This window comes from Streptomyces asoensis, from assembly GCF_013085465.1.
Taxonomy (GTDB): domain Bacteria; phylum Actinomycetota; class Actinomycetes; order Streptomycetales; family Streptomycetaceae; genus Streptomyces; species Streptomyces cacaoi_A.
Genome location: NZ_CP049838.1, coordinates 7,424,901 through 7,447,251, shown reverse-complemented (window position 1 = coordinate 7,447,251; position 22,351 = coordinate 7,424,901). Strand labels below are relative to the sequence as shown.

At 70.2% G+C, this 22,351-nt stretch carries 22 protein-coding genes; 6 read left to right on the top strand and 16 right to left on the bottom strand.

What is annotated here, in order from left to right; translation table 11 throughout:
• Positions 1–18: 18 nt before the first annotated feature.
• Positions 19–2,112, bottom strand: a complete 2,094-nt coding sequence (locus G9272_RS33495; RefSeq protein ID WP_171399976.1) for an APC family permease — start codon at positions 2,110–2,112, stop codon at positions 19–21.
• A gap of 414 nt (positions 2,113–2,526) precedes the next feature.
• Here G9272_RS33495 and G9272_RS33490 point away from each other — a divergent pair, with 414 nt between their 5' ends.
• Both G9272_RS33490 and G9272_RS33485 read left to right on the top strand, forming a co-directional pair.
• Entirely contained in the window at positions 2,527–3,195 is a 669-nt protein-coding gene (locus G9272_RS33490; protein WP_020125146.1) for a potassium channel family protein, read from the top strand.
• A complete protein-coding gene (locus G9272_RS33485; RefSeq protein ID WP_020125145.1) occupies positions 3,195–3,872 on the top strand; it encodes a potassium channel family protein in 678 nt (225 codons plus the stop codon). The genes G9272_RS33490 and G9272_RS33485 overlap by 1 nt, the downstream gene beginning before the upstream one ends.
• A gap of 207 nt (positions 3,873–4,079) precedes the next feature.
• On the opposite strand, the gene G9272_RS33480 is transcribed toward G9272_RS33485, so the two are convergent.
• The 8 genes from G9272_RS33480 to G9272_RS33445 form a co-directional block, all read right to left on the bottom strand.
• Positions 4,080–4,844 (bottom strand): DUF3159 domain-containing protein, encoded by a 765-nt coding sequence (locus G9272_RS33480; RefSeq protein ID WP_171399975.1) that lies wholly within the window; start codon positions 4,842–4,844, stop codon positions 4,080–4,082.
• Between the two features lie 3 nt (positions 4,845–4,847).
• A complete protein-coding gene (locus G9272_RS33475) occupies positions 4,848–5,246 on the bottom strand; it encodes an OB-fold nucleic acid binding domain-containing protein (protein ID WP_171399974.1) in 399 nt (132 codons plus the stop codon).
• 57 nt (positions 5,247–5,303) lie between these two features.
• The gene (locus tag G9272_RS33470) at positions 5,304–6,020 is read right to left on the bottom strand and encodes a response regulator (RefSeq protein ID WP_171399973.1); all 717 of its coding nucleotides are present in this window, start codon (positions 6,018–6,020) and stop codon (positions 5,304–5,306) included.
• Positions 6,014–8,572 carry an ATP-binding protein gene (locus G9272_RS33465; RefSeq protein WP_171399972.1) on the bottom strand — a complete coding sequence of 853 codons (2,559 nt, stop codon included), beginning with the start codon at positions 8,570–8,572 and terminating at the stop codon, positions 6,014–6,016. Before G9272_RS33465 ends, G9272_RS33470 begins: the two co-directional genes overlap by 7 nt.
• Positions 8,573–8,771: 199 nt before the next feature.
• The gene (locus G9272_RS33460) at positions 8,772–9,950 is read right to left on the bottom strand and encodes an alginate lyase family protein (protein ID WP_171399971.1); all 1,179 of its coding nucleotides are present in this window, start codon (positions 9,948–9,950) and stop codon (positions 8,772–8,774) included.
• Between the two features lie 194 nt (positions 9,951–10,144).
• Positions 10,145–10,909 (bottom strand): DUF3710 domain-containing protein, encoded by a 765-nt coding sequence (locus G9272_RS33455; protein ID WP_171399970.1) that lies wholly within the window; start codon positions 10,907–10,909, stop codon positions 10,145–10,147.
• A gap of 1 nt (position 10,910) precedes the next feature.
• Positions 10,911–11,462, bottom strand: a complete 552-nt coding sequence (dut, locus tag G9272_RS33450) for a dUTP diphosphatase (RefSeq protein WP_171399969.1) — start codon at positions 11,460–11,462, stop codon at positions 10,911–10,913.
• Positions 11,459–12,043 carry a PaaI family thioesterase gene (locus tag G9272_RS33445; RefSeq protein WP_171399968.1) on the bottom strand — a complete coding sequence of 195 codons (585 nt, stop codon included), beginning with the start codon at positions 12,041–12,043 and terminating at the stop codon, positions 11,459–11,461. Before G9272_RS33445 ends, dut begins: the two co-directional genes overlap by 4 nt.
• A gap of 58 nt (positions 12,044–12,101) precedes the next feature.
• Here G9272_RS33445 and G9272_RS33440 point away from each other — a divergent pair, with 58 nt between their 5' ends.
• Positions 12,102–12,566: a DUF3093 domain-containing protein gene (locus tag G9272_RS33440; protein WP_171399967.1), complete on the top strand. Its 465-nt coding sequence runs from the start codon at positions 12,102–12,104 to the stop codon at positions 12,564–12,566.
• Between the two features lie 8 nt (positions 12,567–12,574).
• Here G9272_RS33440 and G9272_RS33435 read toward each other — a convergent pair whose 3' ends face one another.
• The 4 genes from G9272_RS33435 to G9272_RS33420 form a co-directional block, all read right to left on the bottom strand.
• A complete protein-coding gene (locus G9272_RS33435) occupies positions 12,575–13,567 on the bottom strand; it encodes a hypothetical protein (RefSeq protein ID WP_171399966.1) in 993 nt (330 codons plus the stop codon).
• Positions 13,568–13,580: 13 nt separating this feature from the next.
• The gene (locus G9272_RS33430) at positions 13,581–13,877 is read right to left on the bottom strand and encodes a DUF4193 domain-containing protein (RefSeq protein ID WP_003993510.1); all 297 of its coding nucleotides are present in this window, start codon (positions 13,875–13,877) and stop codon (positions 13,581–13,583) included.
• Between the two features lie 396 nt (positions 13,878–14,273).
• A complete protein-coding gene (locus G9272_RS33425; RefSeq protein ID WP_171399965.1) occupies positions 14,274–15,515 on the bottom strand; it encodes a sensor histidine kinase in 1,242 nt (413 codons plus the stop codon).
• Between the two features lie 6 nt (positions 15,516–15,521).
• Entirely contained in the window at positions 15,522–16,175 is a 654-nt protein-coding gene (locus tag G9272_RS33420) for a response regulator transcription factor (protein ID WP_020125132.1), read from the bottom strand.
• 416 nt (positions 16,176–16,591) lie between these two features.
• On the opposite strand from G9272_RS33420, the gene G9272_RS33415 reads away from it, so the two are divergent.
• Positions 16,592–16,765, top strand: coding sequence for a hypothetical protein (locus G9272_RS33415; protein ID WP_171399964.1), 174 nt, complete (start codon positions 16,592–16,594; stop codon positions 16,763–16,765).
• Positions 16,766–16,840: 75 nt separating this feature from the next.
• Here G9272_RS33415 and G9272_RS33410 read toward each other — a convergent pair whose 3' ends face one another.
• A complete protein-coding gene (locus G9272_RS33410) occupies positions 16,841–17,656 on the bottom strand; it encodes an inositol monophosphatase family protein (RefSeq protein ID WP_171399963.1) in 816 nt (271 codons plus the stop codon).
• An 8-nt stretch (positions 17,657–17,664) separates the two neighbouring features.
• Positions 17,665–18,792: a ferrochelatase gene (locus G9272_RS33405; protein WP_171399962.1), complete on the bottom strand. Its 1,128-nt coding sequence runs from the start codon at positions 18,790–18,792 to the stop codon at positions 17,665–17,667.
• Between the two features lie 233 nt (positions 18,793–19,025).
• On the opposite strand from G9272_RS33405, the gene G9272_RS33400 reads away from it, so the two are divergent.
• Both G9272_RS33400 and G9272_RS33395 read left to right on the top strand, forming a co-directional pair.
• On the top strand, positions 19,026–20,264 hold the full coding sequence (locus tag G9272_RS33400; protein WP_171399961.1) for an MFS transporter: 1,239 nt from the start codon (positions 19,026–19,028) through the stop codon (positions 20,262–20,264).
• The gene (locus G9272_RS33395) at positions 20,224–21,552 is read left to right on the top strand and encodes a D-arabinono-1,4-lactone oxidase (protein ID WP_171399960.1); all 1,329 of its coding nucleotides are present in this window, start codon (positions 20,224–20,226) and stop codon (positions 21,550–21,552) included. Before G9272_RS33400 ends, G9272_RS33395 begins: the two co-directional genes overlap by 41 nt.
• Here the strand turns inward: G9272_RS33395 and G9272_RS33390 are convergent.
• Positions 21,476–22,285, bottom strand: coding sequence for a hypothetical protein (locus tag G9272_RS33390; RefSeq protein WP_437184328.1), 810 nt, complete (start codon positions 22,283–22,285; stop codon positions 21,476–21,478). The two genes, G9272_RS33395 and G9272_RS33390, sit on opposite strands and share 77 nt — an antisense overlap.
• Positions 22,286–22,351 lie beyond the last annotated feature (66 nt).

Below are 22,351 nucleotides of genomic sequence, written 5' to 3'. Positions count from 1 at the left end.
GCCCGCCCGGCGCGAGGGTCACTTCTTCGCGTCCGGCCCCGAGGAGCCCGGGGCGCTGCCGGAACCGGTGCCCGTCGGCTCCTTCGGGTGACCCTGCTGCGCGGGACCGCGTCGTACCGAGCCCGGGGCGTTCCACTCCGAGCGCCTGCGGGCCCGCTTCTTGGCCGCCTCGGACGACTGGAGCTGGTACGGGACGGACGTGACCATGACGCCCGGCGTGAACAGCAGCCGGCCCTTGAGCCGGAGTGCGCTCTGGTTGTGCAGCAGGTGCTCGTACCAGTGGCCGACCACGTACTCCGGGATGATCACCGACACCGCGTCGCGCGGCGACTCCTGGCGCAGGCTCTTGACGTACTCGATGACCGGCCGTGTGACCTCGCGGTACGGCGAGTCCAGGACCTTCAGCGGTACGTCGATCCCGCGCCGTTCCCACTCGTCGCGCAGCGTCTTCGTCTCGGCCGGGTCGACGTTGACGGTGAGCGCCTCGAGGGTGTCGGAGCGCATCAGCTTGGCGTAGGCGAGGGCGCGCAGCGTCGGGCGGTGGATCTTGGAGATCAGCAGCACCGAGTGGACGCGCGAGGGCCGGACGGTGTCGTCGCTGGGGCCCTCGGGAGCGGCGATCTCCGCGGAGACGCCGTCGTAGTGGCGGCGGATCGCGCTCATCGTCCCGTAGAAGATCACCATGCCGAGCAGGGCGACCCAGGCGCCGTGCGTGAACTTGGTGACCAGGACGACGATCAGGACCAGGCCGGTGAAGAAGGCGCCGAAGGTGTTGATCGCGCGGGAGCGGATCATGTGCCGGCGCTTGAGCTGGTCGGTCTCGGTCGCCAGCAGGCGGTTCCAGTGCCGGACCATGCCGATCTGGCTGAGGGTGAACGACACGAACACGCCGACGATGTACAGCTGGATCAGCCGCGTGGAGTCGGCGCCGTAGATGACGACCAGCAGCGTGGCCGCGCCGGCGAGCAGCACGATGCCGTTGGAGAAGGCGAGGCGGTCGCCGCGGGTGTGCAGCTGGCGGGGCAGGTAGCGGTCCTGGGCGAGGATCGAGCCGAGCACCGGGAAGCCGTTGTAGGCGGTGTTCGCCGCCAGGAACAGCACCAGGGCGGTGGCTGCGGCGAGGACGATGAAGAGGAAACTGTCCTTGCCGAAGACGGCCTCGGCGACCTGGGTGATCACCGGGTTCTGGACGTAGTCGGCGCCGACCGCGACCCCGTTGTGCAGCAGGTCGACGGCCGGGTTCTCGGCCATCCGGACCTTGGTGAACAGGGCCAGCACGATGATGCCGCAGAACATGGTGACGGCCAGCAGGCCCATCGCCGCGAGCGTGCTCGCCGCGTTCTTCGACTTGGGCTTGCGGAAGGCGGGGACGCCGTTGGAGATCGCCTCCACGCCGGTGAGCGCGGCACAGCCGGAGGAGAAGGCGCGCAGCAGCAGGAAGACCAGGGCGAACCCGGCCAGGCCCTGGTGCTCGGCCTTGATCGTGTACTCGGCCGTCGGGGCCCGCATGGTGTCGTCGAGCACCAGCCCGCGGAAGGCACCCCAGGCGATCATGATGAAGACGCCCGCGACGAAGACATAGGTCGGGATCGCGAAGAGCTTGCCGGACTCCTTGACGCCGCGCAGGTTCATCAGCGTCAGCAGCACGATCACGGCGACCGCGCAGGCCACCTTGTGCTCGACCACGAACGGGATCGCGGAGCCGAGGTTCTCGATGCCGGAGGCGATGGAGACGGCGACGGTCAGGACGTAGTCGACGAGCAGCGCGCTCGCGACGGTCAGGCCGGCCTTGGGGCCGAGGTTGGTGGTGGCCACCTCGTAGTCGCCGCCGCCACTGGGGTAGGCGTGGACGTTCTGCCGGTAGGAGGCGACCACCGTGAACATCAGCACGACGACCGCGAGGGCGATCCAGGGGCTGAAGTGGTAGGCCGACACGCCCGCGATGGACAGGACCAGCAGCACCTCCCCGGGCGCGTAGGCCACGGAGGACAGCGGGTCGGAAGCGAAGACGGGCAGGGCGATGCGCTTCGGCAGGAGCGTTTCTCCGAGCCGATCACTGCGCAGTGCGCGCCCGATCAGAATCCGTTTGGGCACGTCGGTCAGTTTGGACACAACAGAGGATCGTAGGCCTTCGAACACGGGACCGCCCACCCTCCCCCGGCCTCAGCCGGGTGATGGCGTGCCGCGTCTGCCTCCCGGGTGAATTCGGCCATGCCCGCGCTGCGGATTCCGCGACCGCACCGATTCCCATGCCTATATGACAATCCCCGCCCGCTGCCGCCCCCTTGGAGGGTCCCATGCACACGACCGCGGAGATCATCGGCGCCGTCGGCACCCTCGTCGGCCTCGGAATCCTTACCTTCCTCAGTGTCTGGAGCATCAGCCGCCGCTGATCCCGCAAAGCGTGCACGGGGGTGCCCTGCGCCGACCGCACGTGTGTAGCTTGGTCGACGGTCTGAGACCCTGTTCAAAGCCAGGCCAGAATTTTTATTGACTTCTTGACTTCTTGACCTCGGAAGGACGGTCGTGCACATCGTCATCATGGGCTGCGGCAGGGTGGGTTCCGCCCTCGCGCAGACCCTGGAGCAACAGGGGCACACGGTCGCCGTGATCGACCAGGACCCCACCGCCTTCCGACGACTGGGCTCCGGTTTCGGTGGCCGGCGGGTCACCGGAGTCGGCTTCGACCAGGACACCCTGCGCGAGGCGGGCATCGAGGAGGCCGGCGCCTTCGCCGCCGTGTCCAGCGGCGACAACTCCAACATCATCGCCGCCCGGGTGGCCCGTGAGATGTTCGGCATCGAGAACGTCGCGGCCCGTATCTACGACCCCCGGCGCGCCGAGGTCTACCAGCGCCTCGGCATCCCCACCGTCGCCACCGTCCGCTGGACGGCCGACCAGATGCTGCGCCGACTGCTCCCCTCGGGCGCCGAGCCGCTGTGGCGCGACCCCACCGGGGGCGTCGAGCTCGCCGAGGTGCACGCCGCCCCGTCCTGGGTCGGCCACAAGATCAGCAAGCTTCAGGAGGAGACGGGCGTCCGCGTGGCGTTCCTGACCCGCCTCGGCGAGGCGATCCTGCCCACCTCCCAGACGGTGCTCCAGGAGGGCGACCTGGTGCACGTGATGCTGCGCAGCGACGAGGTCGAGAAGGTCGAGGCCTCGTTCGCCGAGGGTCCCAAGGAGGACGGTCACTGATGAGGGTCGCCATTGCCGGAGCCGGCGCCGTCGGCCGCTCGATCGCGGGCGAACTGCTGGAGAACGGCCACGAGGTCCTGCTCGTGGACAAGGCGCCGACCGCCATCTCGGTCGAGCGCGTCCCGCAGGCGGAGTGGCTGCTGGCCGACGCCTGTGAGATCACCTCCCTCGACGAGGCCGCCCTCCAGCGTTGCAACGTCGTGATCGCCGCGACCGGCGACGACAAGGTCAACCTGGTCGTGTCGTTGCTGGCCAAGACGGAGTACGGCGTCCCGCGGGTCGTCGCCCGGGTGAACAACCCGAAGAACGAGTGGCTGTTCAACGAGTCCTGGGGCGTGGACGTGGCCGTCTCCACCCCGCGTCTGATGTCGGCCCTGGTCGAGGAGGCGGTGAGCGTCGGCGACCTGGTCCGTCTGCTCCGCTTCAGCCACGGCGACGCCAACCTCGTCGAACTGACCCTCCCCGAGGAGTCGGCCCTGGCCGGCACCCAGGTCGGCGACGTGGAATGGCCGGAGGACACCTCGCTGGTCACCATCATCCGCGGCACCCGGGTCCTGACCCCGACCCGCGAGGACTCCCTCGAGCCGGGCGACGAACTGCTCTTCGTGGCCGCCCAGGCGAGAGAGGAACAACTGGAGGACCTCCTGTCGGTCCGCAAGGAGGACACCGGCAGCTGAGCCGCCAGGGACAGACGCGCGATGGGGGCGCCCGGAGATCTCCGGGCGCCCCCATCGCGCGTCTGTCTATCGGCCCGTCCGGCGTTCGAGGACGAGGCCCGTACGAGTCCTTACCGGCCCGTCCGGCGTTCGAGGACGAGGCCCGTTCAGGGCCGAAGGGGGGTCTGGGGGCGCAGCCCCCAGGGACGGTCACCCCGACACCGGGAGCTAACCCTCCCGACGGTGCCGCCCACCAGCCTCCGACGCCTCCGACGCCTCCGACGCAGCGGCCGCGGCCTTCTCCTCCGCCTCCATCTCCGCGAACACATCGATGGGCGCGGGCGCCTTCGCGAGGAAGACCCACGTCAGCCAGACGGCGAGCAGGAACGGCGGGATCTTCAGTGCGATCAGCACCCAGCCCAGCTGCGCGGTGTTGGCCCACCAGTACAGCGGGAACAGGATCGCGCACTTGGCGAGCAGGATCAGCCCCCACGCCCAGCTGGCCTTGGCGTACGCCTTCTTGCGGCCCGGGTTACGGGTCCGCCAGGAGAGGTTCTCCTTGAAGACCGGGCCCAGGATCAGGCCGATCAGCGGCACCCCGCACAGCGTCGTGATGATGTAGGCGAGGGCCAGGCCGAGCGTGTAGAGCATGCCCGGCAGATAGAAGTCCTTGGCGTTGCCGGTCATCATCGCGAAGACGACGCCGAAGGCGACGCCGAAGACCCCGCTGAAGGCGTGCTTGACCGTGTCCTTCATCGCCAGGCGGACCACGACCAGGATCAGCGACACCGCGAGCGCGGCGATCGCGGACATGTGCAGATCCTTGTTGATCGTGAAGATCGTGACGAAGAGCAGGCCGGGCACGACCGTCTCGACCATGCCCCGCACCCCGCCGAACGCCTCGAACAGCGCAGCCTCGGTCACCGCCCGGGCGTCGGCCGCGGTCGTGTCGTCCGCGGTCGTGTCTTCGGTCGGCTTGTCGAGCGACGTCACCGGCTACTCCCTACCCAGGGGTCTCAGTTCGTACTTGGGGTTGAACAGCACCCGGCGGCCCCGGCTCATGGAGACCCGCCCCGATGCGATGAGCTTGCGCCCCGGTTCTATGCCCACTATGGAGCGCCTGCCCAGCCACACCACGTCCAGCGCGGCGCTGCCGTCGAACAGCTCGGCCTCCAGGGCCGGGACTCCGGCGCGTGGCCGCAGAGTGACCGTGCGCAAGGTACCAGTAACCGTGACGATCTGGCGGTCCTGGCAGTCTCCGATCCGTGTGCATCCGGCCGTCTCGGCGTCCTCTCGCAGCTCCTCGGACTCCAGGTCCTCCTGCGACGAGGAGAGCCGGTCTAGCATGCGCCGGAACCGGCCCACCGGCTTTTCGGAACGAGGGACAGCACTCATGTCTGAAGGGTACCGGGGCACACCCACAGAGCCGTAGCCGCCGCCCCACCCGTCGCACTAGCGCTCGAACCGGTAGCCCATCCCGGGTTCCGTGACGAAGTGCTTGGGATGCGAGGGATCCGCCTCGAGCTTGCGTCTGAGCTGCGCCATGTACACCCGCAGGTAGTTGGTCTCCGTGCCGTACGACGGCCCCCACACCTCCTGGAGCAGCTGTTTCTGGCTGACCAGCCGGCCGGTGTTGCGCACCAGCACCTCCAGCAGATGCCACTCCGTGGGGGTCAGCCGTACGTCCTTCCCGGCCCGGTTGACCTTCTTCGCGGCCAGGTCGACGGTGAACTCGTCGGTCTCCACCAGGACCTCGTCCTCGCCTCCCCCGGCGGGTTCCGCCCGGCGGACTGCGGCTCGCAGCCGGGCCAGCAGCTCGTCCATGCCGAACGGCTTGGTGACGTAGTCGTCGGCGCCCGCGTCGAGCGCCTCGACCTTCTCGTCCGAGGAGTGCCGGGCGGACAGCACCAGGATCGGCACCCTGGTCCAGCCGCGCAGTCCCTTGATCACCTCGACGCCGTCCATGTCCGGCAGCCCCAGGTCGAGGACGATCACGTCCGGGTGGCGGGCGGCGGCGAGCCGGAGGGCGGTGGCGCCGTCGTGGGCCGCGTCGACCTCGTACCTGCGGGCCTTGAGGTTGATCACGAGGGCGCGGACGATCTGCGGCTCGTCGTCGATCACGAGCACTCTCGTGGGGGCCTGGGGCGTCCCCTCGGCCGGGCTCAGCATGAGGCGTGCCTTTCGGGTTGTGCAGGTTGTGCGGCCTGCGGCTCGAGGCGCGGTCCCGCCGCGCGGACGGTGAGGACCATGGTGAGGCCGCCGCCGGGGGTGTCCTCGGCGTTGAGGGTGCCGCCCATGGCCTCGGCGAAACCACGCGCGACCGCGAGACCCAGCCCCACCCCGGCCCCGCGCGGGGCGTCGCCGTAGCGCTGGAAGGGGGCGAATATCCGCTCCTTGGCCTCGTCGGGAACGCCCGGCCCGCGGTCCACGACCCGTACCTCGACCCGGTCGGACATCGCGCTCGCCGAGACCAGCACGGGCTCGCCGCCCGGACTGTACTTGACCGCGTTCTCCACGAGGTTGGCGACCGACCGCTCCAGCAGCCCGGCGTCCACGGCGACCATGGGCAGCGACTCCGGGATGTCCAGCTCCACGCTCACCGCCGGATCGGGCACCCCGCCGAGCGCCATCGGCACCACCTCGTCCAGGTCGATCTCCCGGATGATCGGCGTGACCGTACCGGTCTGGAGGCGGGACATGTCCAGCAGGTTGCCCACCAGGTGGTCGAGGCGGTCCGCGCCCTCCTCGATGCCCTCCAGCAGCTCCGCCTGGTCCTCCTCGGACCAGGCCACGTCGTCGGACCTGAGGCTCGACACCGCCGCCTTGATCCCGGCCAGCGGGGTCCGCAGGTCGTGACTCACGGCGGCCAGCAGGGCCGTGCGGATGCGATTGCCCTCGGCCAGCGCTCGGGCCTGGTCGGCCTCCTCCTGGAGGCGCCGCCGGTCCAGTACGACGACCGCCTGCGCGGCGAACGCGGCCAGCACCCGCCGGTCCTCCGCGGGCAGCACCCGCCCGGTGAGCGCCAGCGCCAGGTGGTCGCCGACCGGCACGTCCACGTCCGCGTCCTCGGGCCGCTCGACCGGTCGTCCGAACCCGACATGGCCCGCGCGGGTCCACGGCGCCCTGTCGTCCGCCCGCTCCAGCAGTGCCGCCGACTCCATCCCGAAGGTCTCGCGCACCCGCTCCAGCAGCGCCTCCAGGCTGGTCTCGCCCCGCAGTACGTTGCCCGCCAGGTAGGACAGGATCTCCGACTCGGCCCGCAACCGGGCCGCCTGGTGCGTCCGCCGGGCCGCCAGGTCCACCACCGAGGCCACCGACACCCCCACCCCGACGAAGATCACGATGGCGACGATGTTCTTCGGGTCGGCGATCGTCCATCGGTGCAGGGGCGGTGTGTAGAAGTAGTTCAGCAGCAGTGAGCCCACCGCCGCCGAGGCCAGGGCCGGCAGCAGCCCGCCGAGCAGCGCCGCCGCCACCGTCACGGCCAGGAACAGCAGCATGTCGTTGGCGAGGCCGAGGTGGACGGTGTTCAGCAGCAGCGCCAGCAGCACCGGACCCACCACACCGACCAGCCACCCCCAGATGATCCGGGCCCGCCCGAGCCGGGCGCCCCTGGCCACCGGCAGCCCGCGCCCCTTGGCGACCTCGTCGTGGGTGACGATGTGCACGTCGAGGTCGGACCCCGACTCCCGGGCGACCGTCGCGCCGACCCCGGGCCCGAAGACGTACTGCCAGGCCTTGCGGCGCGAGGAGCCGAGCACGATCTGCGTGGCGTTGACCCCGCGGGCGAAGTCGAGCAGCGCGGCCGGAATGTCGTCGCCGACCACATGGTGGAAGGTGCCGCCCAGGTCCTCCACGAGGGTGCGCTGGACCGCCAGTTCCTTGGGCGAGGCGGAGGTCAGCCCGTCGCTGCGCGCGATGTACACGGCGAGCACCTCCCCGCCGGCACCCTTCTCCGCCAGCCGGGCCGCCCGCCGGATCAGGGTGCGTCCCTCCGGACCGCCGGTCAGCCCGACCACGATCCGCTCGCGCGAACCCCAGATCGCCGACACGTGGTGCTCGCTGCGGTACTGCTTCAGGTACTCGTCGACCCGGTCGGCCACCCACAGCAGGGCCAGCTCCCGCAGGGCGGTGAGGTTTCCGGGCCGGAAGTAGTTGGACAGGGCGGCGTCGACCTTGTCCGGCTTGTAGATGTTCCCGTGCGCCATCCGCCGCCGCAGCGCCTGCGGTGACATGTCCACGAGCTCGATCTGGTCGGCGCGCCGGACGAACTCGTCGGGCACGGTCTCCTGCTGCCGTACCCCCGTGATCGACTCCACGACGTCGCCGAGGGACTCCAGGTGCTGGATGTTCACGGTCGAGACCACGTCGACGCCGGCGGCGAGCAGTTCCTGCACGTCCTGCCAGCGCTTGGCGTTGCGCGAGCCCGGGACGTTGGTGTGGGCGAGTTCGTCCACCAGGGCGACCCGCGGGGCGCGGGCGAGGACCGCGTCCACGTCCATCTCGGTGAAGACGCCGCCCCGGTACTCCAGTTCCCGGCGCGGGACCTGCTCGAGGCCGTGCAGCATCACCTCGGTGCGCTGGCGCCCGTGGTGCTCGACGAACGCCACCACGCAGTCCGTGCCGCGCTCCACCCTGCGGTGCGCCTCGGACAGCATCGCGTACGTCTTGCCCACGCCCGGTGCCGCACCGAGGTAGATCCGAAGCTTTCCGCGTGCCATGGCCTCATTGTCTTCCCGTGACTCCTGCGTACGCAGCGTCGACCTTACGGCCAACAGTTCCGACATAAGGGACGAGCTGAAGGGTGAGGGGCGCCTTTGACGCAACCCTGACGCGGCGAGACGAGCACCGGCGCCCCTCACCCCTTCATCGGACGAGCCCCCCGGATCGGTTCACGCACATCGGGTCACGGACACCGGGTCACGCGGGATTGTCCCCGTGGGTGAGCGTCTCCCAGGCGACGAAGAGGTTGTTGGTGCCGGCCGGGCGGTTCTGAAGGGTCAGCGTCTGGGTGTTGGTCATCGCGATGCCCAGACGGTTGTGCAGCGCGTTGTAACCGACCTCGGTGACCGATCCGAGATCCTGGTTCAAAGAGCCCCCGCACAGCCAGCTCGGGACGGCCGTGCCGAGCTGGTACTTGGCCTGGAAGCCGAGGGCCTGCCGCAGCCGCTCGCCGACATCGGTGCCGTACAGGTCCTGCCCCTGGATCCGGCTGGTCTCGGCGACGTGCGAGATCGCGGAGATGCCGTACCCGGTGTGGGTGAGGTCGCGGCAGGTCTCCTGGGTCAGCCCGGTGACGAAGGTGCCCTGCCCCTGCCAGTAGGCGACGATCTTGTCCCGGGTGTTCAGGTTCTGGCTCGGCACGGTCCTCGGCAGCTCGCCGTCGGAGGCCAGGTAGACGTAGGCGGCCGTGCGGGTGCGGAATTTCGCCATGGCCTTGTCGTACGACGTCCTGTCCTCGAGGAAGACGGAGATGCCGATCGCGGCCTCCGTCATGGACAGCTCCCAGTTGCCGTTGGAGTTGGAGCCGTTGATGACCTCGGGCAGGTAGACGTCCCGCAGCATGGTCGCGAAGCGGCCGGAGTTGGCCCAGCCGCCGGTGTACGTGTACTTGATGATCTCGGCGGCCCTGGGCCAGGACGAGCCGGCCCAGCCGGTCTGGAGGGGCGCGTTGCTGTTGGTGTGGTCCTTGACGACGGCCGACCAGGCGTCCATCAGCTCGATGGCCTTCTTGGCGTACCGCTCGTCCCGCGTGATGTACCAGGCGAGGGCGTCGGTGTACGCCGCGAGCGCGTCCTCCCGCTCGTCCGTGCAGCCGTAGTTCGGGTTGGAGTAGGACCCGCACTCGACCACGGCGCGGGGCTTGGGAGTGCGGCTCAGACTGGCGTACTTGCTCGCCAGAAGCTGGTCGAAGGCTCCCTTCCAGGGCTGGGCCGCGGAGTCGACCTTGCCCCGGACGAAGTCCAGTTGCGCCCGGGAGACGGTGACCCCGGGGTGGGCGAAGGTGGTGGGGGCGGCTTGAGCCCGGGGGACGTTCGGGGAGGCGAGAGCGCCCACGATCAGGGCGGTGACGGTCACAAGGAATGCGGTTCGACGCACAGCAGCTCCGTTCTCGTTCGCGTATGTGAACACAGAGCGCCCTTATGAACTCAGGCGTTGAGCGGAGACCGTAGGTCCAGACCAATAAGCCGTCAAGGGTTCACACACGAGAAGCACGCGAGACGCGAACACGACAAAGGGCCGCACCCCGTCCGGGGTGCGGCCCTTTCAGCCGTACGGTCTGCCGTCGTGGACTAGCGGACCTCGGTGATCTCCGGTCCGCGCTGAAGCTGGCCCATGCCGCCGGAGAAGCGGGAGCTCTCGTCCTGCTGCTGGACGCCCTCGGGGACCATCTGCGCGTCGTTCGGCAGCTTGAGGACGATCGGGTCGCGGGGCGCCATCGGGCCCTCACCGCGGACCACGACGGTGTCCCGGAAGATCTGCTCGAGCAGACCGGCCGCCTGCGGCTGCACCGCGCCCTGGCCCGAGATCACCCCGCGCAGGAACCAGCGGGGACCGTCCACACCGACGAACCGCACGACGTGGAAACCACCCGTGCCGTCGGGCAGCTGCACCGGCACCTGAGCCCGCAGCTCCCAGCCCAGCGGGCCTTCGACCTCGTCGACGATGCCACCCTGCTGAGTGATGCCGGAGCCGATCTCCTCGCGCACCTCGCCCCAGATGCCCTCGCGCTTGGGAGCGGCGAAGGCCTGGAGCTGGATGGCGCTGTCGCGCAGTACGACGGTCGCCGCGACGATCGCGTCACCGGCGACCTCCACCCGCAGCTCCATGCCGTCGACCCCGGGCACGAAGATCCCGCCGAGGTCCACACGGCCCTCGGCCGGGTCGCGCACCTCCGAGTCGTCCCAGGGCCCGTCGGGCCGCGGCTCGGGCTCGAGCCGCACCCGCTCGCGCTCGCCCTCTACGTCGTCCGCCTCAGCGTCGACACTGTCGACGACCTGCTCGGCCTCGCCGGCCGCGTCCTCGGCGGCACCCTTCTTCTTGCGACGTCCGAACACGTCACTGTCCTTCCCGGTCGGATACGACCGAAGCGTATCGATTCCCACCCGTCGCGCCGCCCTCGGCGGCCGAGGCGCTTGTACCGCTTTCACCGCCCACGGCGGCATGCCCGCCGGTGGACCCGAAGCCCCCTGCGGCCCGCGCCGATTCGGGAAGCTCCGCCACCTCCTGGAAGCGGACCCTCTCGACCTGCTGGACGACCAGTTGGGCAATCCGGTCGAAGCGCTCGAACCGCACGGACTCGCGCGGGTCGAGATTCACCACGATCACCTTGATCTCCCCACGGTACCCGGCATCAACCGTCCCCGGGGCATTCACGAGGGCGACGCCGCACCGGGCGGCCAGCCCCGAGCGCGGGTGCACGAAGGCCGCGTACCCCTCGGGCAGGGCGATGGACACCCCCGTGGGCAGCACGGCCCGCTCCCCCGGCGCGAGTTCATGGCTGTGTGTGGTGCGCAGATCGGCTCCGGCGTCACCCGGGTGCTCGTACGTCGGAAGCGGTACGTCGGGGTCGACGCGCCGGATCAGAACGTTCAGGGGGTCGCGGCTCACGGGTTCACCTCGAAGGCGCGGGTGCGCCTGATCTGGTCCGGGTCGCTCATGGCGGCCTGGATCTCCGTCTCACGGCCGTGGCTCACGAAGTGCTCGACCGCGACCTCGACGAAGAGCGCGTCGGCACGGACGGCGAGCGGCCCGTCGGGGCCGCCGATCCGCCCGGTGGCGCTCGAGTAGATCTTGCGCCGGGCGACCGCCGTCACCTCGGCCTCCAGGTACAGCGTGGTACCTACGGGCACGGGCCGTACGAAGTCGGTCTCCAGCCGTCCGGTCACGGCGATCGTCCGCAGCAGCCAGTTCAGCGAGCCGAGCGTCTCGTCGAGGGCGGTGGCCAGGATGCCGCCGTGCGCGAGGCCGGGCGCGCCCTGGTGGGCGGGCTGCACGGTGAATTCGGCGGTGACGGTCACCCCCTCGCCGGCCCGCGCCTCCAGATGCAGCCCATGCTTCTGCTCGCCGCCACATCCGAAACAGTGTTCGTAGTGGGCGCCGAGAAGCTCGCCGGGCACGGGAGCGTCGGGGTGCCGGACGGGTTTCACGGCATCGGCCGGAGGCTCAAGAGCTGCGGAAGTACCACTCACAGCCGCAGACCTTACCCGCGCGTCCGCCCTATCAGGACACCGTGCCAAGCTTGGCTCCATGCAGCTCTCGACCACCCCGTACGAAGAACGCCTGACCGCCCCTCGATCGTGGTGGTTCGTCTCGTTCCTCGTGGGTGTCTCCATGGCCCTGATCCTGCTGCCCTTCGGCACCCTGCCGTTGCTCGGCGGTCTGGTCGGCGGCACCGCGGCGGCGGCGGTCGTGGCCAGCTCCTACGGTTCTCTCCGCATCCGCGTCGTGGGCGACTCGCTGATCGCGGGCGAGGCGAAGATCCCGGTCGCGGCCCTGGGCGAGGCGGAGATCCTGGACGCGGACGAGGCGCGCGCCTGGCGCACGTACAAGGCCGACACCCGGGCCTTCCTGCTGCTGCGCTCCTACATCCCCACGGCCCTGCGGGTCGAGGTCACCGACCCGGACGACCCCACGCCCTACCTGTACCTGTCGACGCGGGAGCCGGAGCGCCTGGCAGAGGCACTGAAGGCGGCTCGGGAGGCGACGGCGTAGCCGGAGCCTCAGCGCCCGATTTCTCCGGGGTTATCGGGGTTATCGGGGTCGTCGGGACCCAAGGGGTTCAAGGGGTTCTTGGAGATCTCCCCCATGGCCAGGGGATCCGCCGGCCTCTCCAGCGGCGGCAGTTCCGGCAACGCGTCCCACGGCACCTGCATCTTCCGCAGGTCGGCCCGGACCTTCGCGGCCACTCTCCTGGTGTCCCGCCGGTTCATGACCGCGCCGACGGCGGCGCCCACCATGAAGGGCATCAGGTTCGGCAGGTCACGGACCATGCGCTTCATGATCTGCTGGCGCAGCTCACGCTTCATCTGGCCGCCGAGCGCCGAGTTGATCGAGGACGGCTTCATGACATTGACGCCGCGTTCGCCCGACCACGAGCGCAGATACGCGGTACTGCGGTCCTTGAGATTGCCCGCCGGCCGCACGCCGTAGACCTCGTGGAGTTCGGCGATGAGTTTCAGCTCGATCGCCGCGACCCCGGTGATCTCCGCGGCCAGTTCGGTCGGCATCGCGGGGGGCACGGGAAGCATCGCCGCCGCCCCGATGCCCGCGCCGACGGTGGACGTGGCGTTCGCCGCGCCCGACACGAGCTTGTCCGCGAGCTGCTCGGGCCCGAGACCGGGGAACTGCCCGCGCAGCGTCTGGAGGTCCCGTACGGGGACCCGTGGGGCGAGGTCGATGATCCGGTCGGCGAGGTGCCCCAGTCCCGCCCTGGCGCGGTTCCCGCCCCTTCGGACGCCTTCCCGGGCCAGGTCCGTCGCCTTGTCCCGGATGACCGCCGCCCGTCGCTTGGCGACGGGGGCGGCGCTCCGCGTCGGCACCGGGAGGTCAGCCCGGTCAGCCGCGGGTTCGAGCGAGGCCGATCCCGCAGGGACCGCTCCCGTACCGGATGAGCCTCGCTCGTCGTCACGCACGCCGTGAGGGCCGCGGGAGGGCCCCTTGTCCGTTCCCCGCAGGGGGAAGCGGCGCTTCCGAGGTGGGGTCGAGCCAGTCACGGCCGACCCCGCCTCAGTCGCAGTCGCGGCAGATCGGCTGGCCGTTCTTCTCCCGGGCCAGCTGGCTGCGGTGGTGCACCAGGAAGCAGCTCATGCAAGTGAACTCGTCCTGCTGCTTCGGCAGCACCCGGACGGCCAGTTCCTCGTTCGAGAGGTCTGCGCCGGGCAGCTCGAGTCCTTCCGCGGCCTCGAATTCGTCGACGTCGACTGCGGAAGCGGACTTGTCGTTCCGCCTTGCCTTCAGCTCTTCGAGACTGTCTGAGTCGACGTCGTCATCGGTCTTGCGTGGGGTGTCGTAATCGGTAGCCATTTCGCCTCTCCCCCTCTGGGTGTCTGCGGTGTCTCCAGCGCACGTAACGCGTGAGAGGCCGGACTTGTGCCCGCCTCGAGGCGGAGATTTTGCCTCACATCAAGGTCTGTTACTCAATCGACACCCAACCGAACTCCTCACGAGTGATCGGCTTGGATGGCGATCGGGACCGTACACGGTCCGAATGCCGCACTTCAAAGGCGTCTCACCGTGTACTTCCCGTGATCAGGACCCCTGAAAACCCGGATTTTCCGGGCTTTACGACGGCATTCATGATCACGGAGAGTAGATGGCCGGAAATTCGCCCTTGTGATCGATCACACACGGGGAACCCAGGTCGGGACCCAGAAAATTCCGCGCAAAGCGAACATCCCCGCGTGTGTCGGCGACATGATCTCAGACGGGGAAGGTGACCCGCATCACGAGCCCACCCCCCTCGCGCGGCTGGGCCGCGATATGACCGCCGTGCGCCCGGGCCACGGACCGCACGATGGACAGGCCCAACCCGACCCCCTTGTCACTGCCCGTCCGCTCCGTACGCAGGCGACGGAAGGGCTCGAACAGATTATCGATCTCATATGCGGGCACCACCGGCCCGGTGTTCGACACGACGAGGACCGCCTGCCCGTGCTGGACCTCGGTGGTCACCTCGACCCAGCCGTCCTCGGACACGTTGTACCGTACGGCGTTCTGCACGAGATTCAGCGCGATCCGCTCCAACAGGACGCCGTTGCCCTGGACGACGGCGGGTTTCTGCTCTCCGCGGATCACCACGCCCTTGGCCGCCGCCTCCCCGTGCACCTGGTCGATGGCCTGCTCGGCGACCTCCGCGAGGTCGACCGGCTTGCGCTCGACGATCTGGTTGTCGCTGCGGGCGAGCAGCAGCAGGCCCTCGACGAGCTGTTCGCTGCGCTCGTTGGTGGCCAGCAGCGTCTTGCCGAGCTGCTGGAGCTCCACCGGCGCGTTCGGATCGGAGAGATGCACTTCGAGCAGCGTGCGGTTGATCGCCAGCGGTGTCCTCAGCTCGTGCGAGGCGTTGCCCACGAAGCGCTGCTGGGCCGTGAAGGCCCGCTGGAGGCGCTCCAGCATGTCGTCGAAGGTGTCGGCCAGCTCCTTCAGCTCGTCGTCCGGTCCGTCCAGCTCGATACGGCGGGACAGGTCCGAGCCCGCCACCGCGCGCGCGGTCCGGGTGATGCGGCCGAGCGGGGACAGCACCCGGCCGGCCATGGCGTAACCGAAGGCGAAGGCGATCACGGCGAGGCCCAGGAGGGCCAGCAGGGACCGGCTGAGGAGGTCGTCCAGGGCGTGCTGCCGCTGGACGGCGTCGCACTGCTTGAGCACCGAGTTGATCTCGTCCCCGGTCGCGGAGTTCACGGCGGGGCAGGTCGCGCTGGTGACGTTGAGATTGACCCCGCGCACCTGCAAGGACTGGCCGCCGCCGCCCTCGTGGAGGGCCTGCGCGGCGAGCAGGTAGATGATCGACAGCAGCAGGATGCCGGCGATCAGGAACATCCCGCCGTACAGCAGCGTGAGCCGTATGCGGATGGTCGGGCGCAGCCAGGGGAAGGGGGTCTGCGGGCTCCTGGGGTCCCAGGTGGGCTTCGGGGGCGCCTGGGGAGGCGCGGGTGTCGATGCCACGGCGGATCAGATCCGGTAGCCGGAACCGGGGACGGTGACGATCACCGGAGGTTCGCCCAGCTTGCGGCGGAGCGTCATGACGGTCACGCGTACGACGTTGGTGAACGGGTCGGTGTTCTCGTCCCAGGCCTTCTCGAGGAGCTGCTCCGCGGAGACCACCGCTCCCTCGCTGCGCATCAGCACCTCCAGGACGGCGAACTCCTTGGGCGCGAGCTGGACCTCCTTGCCGTCGCGGAAGACCTCACGGCGGTTGGGGTCGAGCTTGATGCCGGCCCGCTCCAGGACGGGCGGCAGCGGCAGGCTGGTGCGCCGGCCGAGGGCACGCACGCGTGCGATCAGCTCGCTGAAGGCGAAGGGCTTGGGGAGATAGTCGTCGGCGCCGATCTCCAGGCCCTCGACGCGGTCGCTGACGTCACCGGAGGCAGTGAGCATCAGCACGCGCGTGGGCATGCCGAGTTCGACGATCTTGCGGCAGACGTCGTCGCCGTGGACGAGGGGGAGGTCCCGGTCGAGGACGACCACGTCGTAGTCGTTGACGCCGATGCGCTCCAGGGCGGCCGCACCGTCGTACACGACGTCGACGGCCATGGCCTCCCGGCGCAGTCCGGTGGCCACCGCATCGGCGAGCAGCTGCTCGTCCTCGACGACGAGTACGCGCACGTCGCTTGTCCTTCCTGTGTCCACCCGCGTAGCGCTCCGTGAGCGCACGCGGGCAGGGGTTTTGGTGAGTGTGGGCTTCCATCCTGCCCTTTTCGGCCATAAGTCGGCGGTAAGGCGGGTGCGCGGAAGATGAAGGCCGGGTGTGAAGCCCGGGAATGCGAGATTTTCTCGTGAGGTTGAGGTTTCCGCGGAAGGGAGCGGGGGGAGGACGGCTTTACACCCCGCGATCACGCTCTGCATGTGCCGCAGCACCATGCGGTACTCCGCGGTCCGTTTGCCGCAGAGCGGGCGTGGGTGTCCGGCACCGTCGCCGCCCGGCAGGGCAGCGCTGGGCACCTATGGCAGACGTGATCGCCCCTTCCCAACCGGCACACCCCCGTGCCACCGACCCACGACCCAGGACGAGGGGGCGCAGCATGGACGCATTCACCGCAGGACTTCTGCACCGCATAAGGACGACCGAGTCCGACCTGACGCGGGCTCGTGACGAGGGCGACGACTTCCTCGTCGAGGTGGAACAGGCCGAGCTCGACGACCTGCGCCGCCTCGCCGCCGAGCACGGTGTGGAGGTCGGCGCGACGAGCGTCTGAGCAGTTCGCAGGTACGCGGAGGGGCCCCGGCGAATCCAGCGCCGGGGCCCCTTCGCGTGGCCGCGCGGGAGCGGCTCAGTCGTGCCAGGCGCCGAAGTCCTCCAGGAGTCGCTGGAGGGGCTCGAAGACGCCGGGGGAGGCCGCCACCGTCAGGTCACGTGCGGGGCGCTCTCCGGGCCGCCCACCGGTCAGCGCGCCCGCTTCCCGGGCGATCAGGTCGCCCGCGGCGAGGTCCCAGGGGTGCAGCCCGCGTTCGTAGTAGCCGTCGAGGCGTCCCGCGGCCACGTCGCACAGGTCGACCGCGGCCGAGCCGCTGCGCCGGATGTCCCGCAGCAGCGGGATCAGCCGCTGCGCGACCTCGGCCTGGTGGGCACGGACCTCGGTGACGTAGTTGAAGCCGGTGGAGACCAGGGCCTGCTCGAGGGGCGCCGCGGCACGGCAGGACAGGGCACGCTCGCCCTCCCGGGCCCCGCTCCCCCACGCCCCGCCGCCGCGCACCGCGTGGTACGTCTCGCCGCGCATCGGGATCTCGACGACCCCGACGACGGTCTCGCCGTCCTGCTCGGCGGCGATGGAGACGGCCCAGGTGGGCAGTCCGTAGAGGTAGTTGACCGTGCCGTCGAGGGGATCGATCACCCAGCGGATGCCGCTGGTGCCCTTGCTGGAGGCGCCCTCCTCGCCGAGGAAGCCGTCGTCGGGGCGGTGTTCGGAGATGAGGCCGGTGATCAGTTTCTCGGCCGCGATGTCCATCTCGGTGACCACGTCGATCGGGCTCGACTTGGTGGCGGCGACCGCGAGATCGGCCGGGCGGCCGTCCCGCAGCAGCTCGCCGGCCCGGCGGGCGGCCTCCTTGGCGAGCTCGAGCAGTTCCGTGTGCAGGGGGTCGGTCACGCCGTTCCTCACGCGTAGGGGCTGTCGGCGCCCGCGGCGGCGGGCTTGGGGGCGCGGGCGGGGCAGCAGCCGACCGGGCACAGGTTGTGGCTCGCGCCGAGCGCCCCCAGGGCGCACGGGGTGACCTCGAGGCCGCTCTCCGCCGCGGCGCGCTCCAGGACGAGCTCACGGATCGCGGCGGCGAAGCGCGGGTCGGCGCCGACGGTGGCCGAGCGGCGCACCGGCAGGCCCAGTTCCTCGGCCTTGGCCTTGGCCTCCGTGTCGAGGTCGTAGAGGACCTCCATGTGGTCGGAGACGAAGCCGATGGGGGCCATCACGACGGCCGGGACGGCGGCCGCGTGCCGCTCCTCCAGGTGGACGCAGATGTCGGGCTCCAGCCAGGGGATGTGCGGGGCACCGGAGCGGGACTGGTAGACGAGCTGCCAGGGGTGGTCCACGCCGGTGCGCTCGCGGACGGCGTCGGCGATGAGCCGCGCGGTGTCCAGGTGCTGCTTCACGTACGCGCCGCCGTCGCCGTGGTCCTCGACCGGGCCGGAGGTGTCCGCGGAGGCGTTCGGGATGGAGTGGGTCGAGAAGGCGAGGTGCGCGCCGTCCCTGACCTCCTCGGGAAGGTCGGCCAGCGACCGCAGCACACCCTCGATCATGGGCTCCAGGAAGCCGGGGTGGTTGAAGTAGTGCCGGAGCTTGTCGACCGTCGGCAGCTCGAGTCCCTCGGCCTCCAGCGTGGCCAGCGAGTCGGCGAGGTTCTCGCGGTACTGACGGCAGCCGGAGTACGAGGCGTAGGCGCTGGTGGCGAGAACGAGGATGCGGCGACGGCCGTCGGTGACCATCTCGCGCAGGGTGTCCGTGAGGTACGGGGCCCAGTTGCGGTTGCCCCAGTAGATCGGCAGGTCCAGGCCGTGGTCGGCGAAGTCCTTGCGCAGGGCGTCCAGCAGGGCGCGGTTCTGGTCGTTGATGGGGCTGACCCCGCCGAACAGGAAGTAGTGCCGGCCCACTTCCTTGAGGCGTTCCTTGGGGATGCCGCGCCCGCGCGTCACGTTCTCCAGGAACGGAACCACGTCGTCCGGGCCTTCCGGTCCGCCGAAGGAGAGCAGGAGCAGGGCGTCGTAGGGGGTGGCATCGAGCGCGTCTCGCATAAGTCGATCCTGCCACCCCCCTCTGACAGGCGGGAAACGGCGGGGTGCCGGGCGGGCGCTGTCCATATCCGGATGCGTTAGGGTTGCCTAACTTCGTAAGCTGTATGAGCTGCATTCACGCCTTACCGGTTCTGCCGGGCTCACCGCACGCCTTACCGAGTCCCTGCCGAGCCGCCCTCCCTCACGCCGCGCCGAGCCGTCACGCGCGCGTGCCCGGACCCTCCGGAGACCCCGTGCCCAGCCCGTACAGCGCCCTGTTCGCCGCCCCCGGCTCCAAGGGTTTCTCCGCCGCGGGGTTCCTCGGCAGGATGCCGCTGTCGATGATGGGCATCGGCGTGGTCACGATGGTCTCCCAGCTCACGGGGCGCTACGGGCTGGCGGGTGCGCTGTCGGCGACCATCGCGCTGGCGGCCGCCGCCTTCGGGCCGCAGATCTCGCGGCTGGTGGATGTGCACGGTCAGCGCAGGGTGCTGCGCCCCGCGACGCTGGTCGCGCTCGCCGCCGCGGCCGGGTTGCTGCTGGCCGCGCACTTCGAGTGGCCGGACTGGGTGCTGTTCGTGTGCGCCGCCGGGATCGGTTCCGTGCCGAGCCTCGGCGCGATGATCCGGGCCCGCTGGGCGGCCCTGTACCGGGGCACGCCACAACTGCACACCGCGTACTCCTTCGAGTCCGTGGTGGACGAGGTGTGCTTCATCTTCGGGCCGATCATCTCCATCGGCCTCTCCACGGCCTGGTTTCCGGAGGCGGGACCCCTGCTGGCGGCCTGCTTCCTCGCCGTCGGCGTCTTCTGGCTGACGGCCCAGCGGGCCACCGAGCCCGCGCCGCACCCGCGCGAGCAGCGCGGCGGCGGTTCGGCCCTGCGCTCGCCCGGACTCCAGGTCCTGGTGGCCACCTTCGTGGCGACCGGAACGATCTTCGGGGCGGTCGACGTGGTCACCGTCGCCTTCGCCGACGAGCAGGGCCACAAGGGCGCCGCCAGTGTCGTCCTGGCCCTCTACGCGGCCGGTTCCTGCGTGGCCGGGCTCGTGTTCGGCCTGCTGCACCTCAAGGGAGCACCGGAACGGCGCTGGCTGCTGGGCGTGTTCATGATGGGCGTGAGTATGATCCCCCTCCTACTGGTCGGAAACTTGCCGTTTCTGGCCGTGGCGCTGTTCTTTGCGGGTCTGGCCATCGCTCCCACGATGATCACCACGATGTCCCTCATCGAAGAGCACGTACCACGCGCACAACTGACCGAGGGCATGACCTGGATCAGCACCGGGCTCGCGGTCGGCGTCGCGCTCGGCTCCTCCATCGCCGGCTGGGTCATCGACTCGGCGGGCGCACGGGCCGGGTACGGGGTTCCGGCGGTGTCCGGAGCCGTCGCGGTCGCGGTCGGTTTCCTGGGGTACCGCCGGCTGAGCAGGCCGGCGCCGGGTCGGGGAGGCAGCGTTGAGCAGGACAGCGAGCGGGACGAACGCCACGTGGCGTAACTGGGGCGGCAATGTCGCCGCACGCCCCGCGCGGGAGGTCACGCCCGCCTCCGTCGACGAACTGGCCGAGGCCGTGCGCCGGGCCGCCGAGGACGGGCTGAAGGTGAAGGCGGTCGGCACCGGCCACTCCTTCACGTCGATCGCGGCGACCGACGGTGTGTTGATCCGCCCTCAACTCTTGACCGGCATCCGCAACATTGATCGCGACAACATGACCGTCACGGTCGAGGCCGGTACCCCGCTCAAGAGGCTCAACCTGGCGCTCGCGCGCGAGGGCCTGTCGCTCACCAACATGGGCGACATCATGGAACAGACGGTCTCCGGGGCCACCAGCACCGGCACGCACGGCACCGGCCGCGAGTCCGCCTCGATCGCCGCCCAGATCAAGGGCCTCGAGCTCGTCACGGCTGACGGCTCGGTGCTCACCTGCTCGGAGAAGGGGACCGAGGAGGAGCGCGCGCTCTTCGCCGCCGCCCGGATCGGCCTGGGCGCCCTCGGCATCATCACCGCGATCACCTTCGCCGTGGAACCGATCTTCCTGCTCACCGCGCGGGAGGAACCGATGCCCATCGACAAGGTCCTCGCCGACTTCGACGAACTGTGGGCCGAGAACGAGCACTTCGAGTTCTACTGGTTCCCGCACACCGGCAGCACCAACACCAAGCGCAACAACCGCAGCGCGGGCCCCCGCAAACCGGTGAGCCAGGTCTCGAGCTGGATCGAGGACGAGTTCCTCTCCAACGGCGTCTTCCAGGTGGCCCAGTGGGTGGGCCGGGCGGTGCCCGCCACGATCCCGACGATCGCGCAGGTGTCCAGCAAGGCCCTGTCCGCGCGCACCTACACGGACATCCCGTACAAGGTCTTCACGTCTCCGCGCCGGGTGCGCTTCGTGGAGATGGAGTACGCCGTCCCGCGCGAGGCGGTGACCGAGACGCTGCGCGAGCTGAAGGCGATGCTCGACCGCTCGGGCCTGCGGGTCAGCTTCCCCGTGGAGGTGCGCACCGCGCCCGCCGACGACATCACCCTGTCCACCGCCTCCGGCCGCGACAGCGCCTACATCGCCGTCCACATGGTCAAGGGCACGCCCTACCAGGGGTACTTCACCGCCGCCGAGCGCATCTTCACCGCCCACGAGGGCCGGCCGCACTGGGGCAAGGTGCACACGCGGGACGCGGAGTACTTCGCCGGTGTCTATCCGCGCTTCGGCGAGTTCACGGCGCTGCGGGATCGGCTGGATCCTGATCGCCTGTTCCAGAACGACTACTTGCGGAGGGTTCTGGGGACGTAGCGGACTCCGTGGGTGTGGGGGTCGCCGAGTCGTCGGCCCCCGTGCCGCCCTCCGTGGCCGTGGGAGTCGGCGCCGTCCCGGCCGTCGTACCGTCACCGGTGCCGTCGCCCGCGTCCTCCCCGCTGTCGCTCGCCGGGGAGGAGGCCCCGCCCGAGGGAGCCGACTCCCCGGTCGGGGGAGAGGAGGGCGAGGACGAGGACGGCGACGGCGAGGGGGTGGTCGAGTCCTCGTCGGGGGAGCCGGACGAGGTACCGGACGAGGAACCGCCGCCCGAGACCGCCTCGGTGACCGTCGTGCCCTTGTCTCCGCTGAAGCTGTCGCCCGACACCAGCTCGTACGTGGTGATCCCGGCCATCGCGACCCCGAAGACGAGCGCGGCCGCCACCACCGGCCGCTTACGGCGCCCGATCCGGGCGCGGTGGACGGTGCCCTCGGTGAACTCGCCCGGCGCGGGCGGCGTTCGCACCCCCGGTTTCGCAGCCACCTCCAGGTCGCGGACCTGTACGTCGTGGACCTGTACGTCGCGGACCTGTGTGTCGCGGAACTGCTCGCCGGTGCGTCTGAAGAAGTGCTGGAAGAGCGATCCGCCACAGGTGGCGACGACACTGACCAGACCCGCGCCGAGGATCGTGCCGTAGACCCCGAAGTACGAGGCGAGTTTCGCGGCCACGACCGCGGCCACGGCGCTGCCGGCGACCTGAGGCACGCTCAGGTCGATCCGCTTCCGTTTCACCTCCTCCCCGGCACTCGGCTCACCAACGACTTCGGGCCTTTCACGCATACCGGGAGCTTGCCTGCC

Excerpts from the sequence above, each read along its gene's own strand:
- G9272_RS33485 (WP_020125145.1), top strand. The coding sequence starts at position 3,195 with ATGAGGGTCGCCATTGCCGGAGCCGGCGCCGTCGGCCGCTCGATCGCG.
- G9272_RS33475 (WP_171399974.1), bottom strand. The coding sequence starts at position 5,246 with ATGAGTGCTGTCCCTCGTTCCGAAAAGCCGGTGGGCCGGTTCCGGCGC.
- G9272_RS33470 (WP_171399973.1), bottom strand. The coding sequence starts at position 6,020 with ATGCTGAGCCCGGCCGAGGGGACGCCCCAGGCCCCCACGAGAGTGCTC.
- G9272_RS33465 (WP_171399972.1), bottom strand. The coding sequence starts at position 8,572 with ATGGCACGCGGAAAGCTTCGGATCTACCTCGGTGCGGCACCGGGCGTG.
- G9272_RS33440 (WP_171399967.1), top strand. The coding sequence starts at position 12,102 with ATGCAGCTCTCGACCACCCCGTACGAAGAACGCCTGACCGCCCCTCGA.
- G9272_RS33430 (WP_003993510.1), bottom strand. The coding sequence starts at position 13,877 with ATGGCTACCGATTACGACACCCCACGCAAGACCGATGACGACGTCGAC.
- G9272_RS33415 (WP_171399964.1), top strand. The coding sequence starts at position 16,592 with ATGGACGCATTCACCGCAGGACTTCTGCACCGCATAAGGACGACCGAG.
- G9272_RS33405 (WP_171399962.1), bottom strand. The coding sequence starts at position 18,792 with ATGCGAGACGCGCTCGATGCCACCCCCTACGACGCCCTGCTCCTGCTC.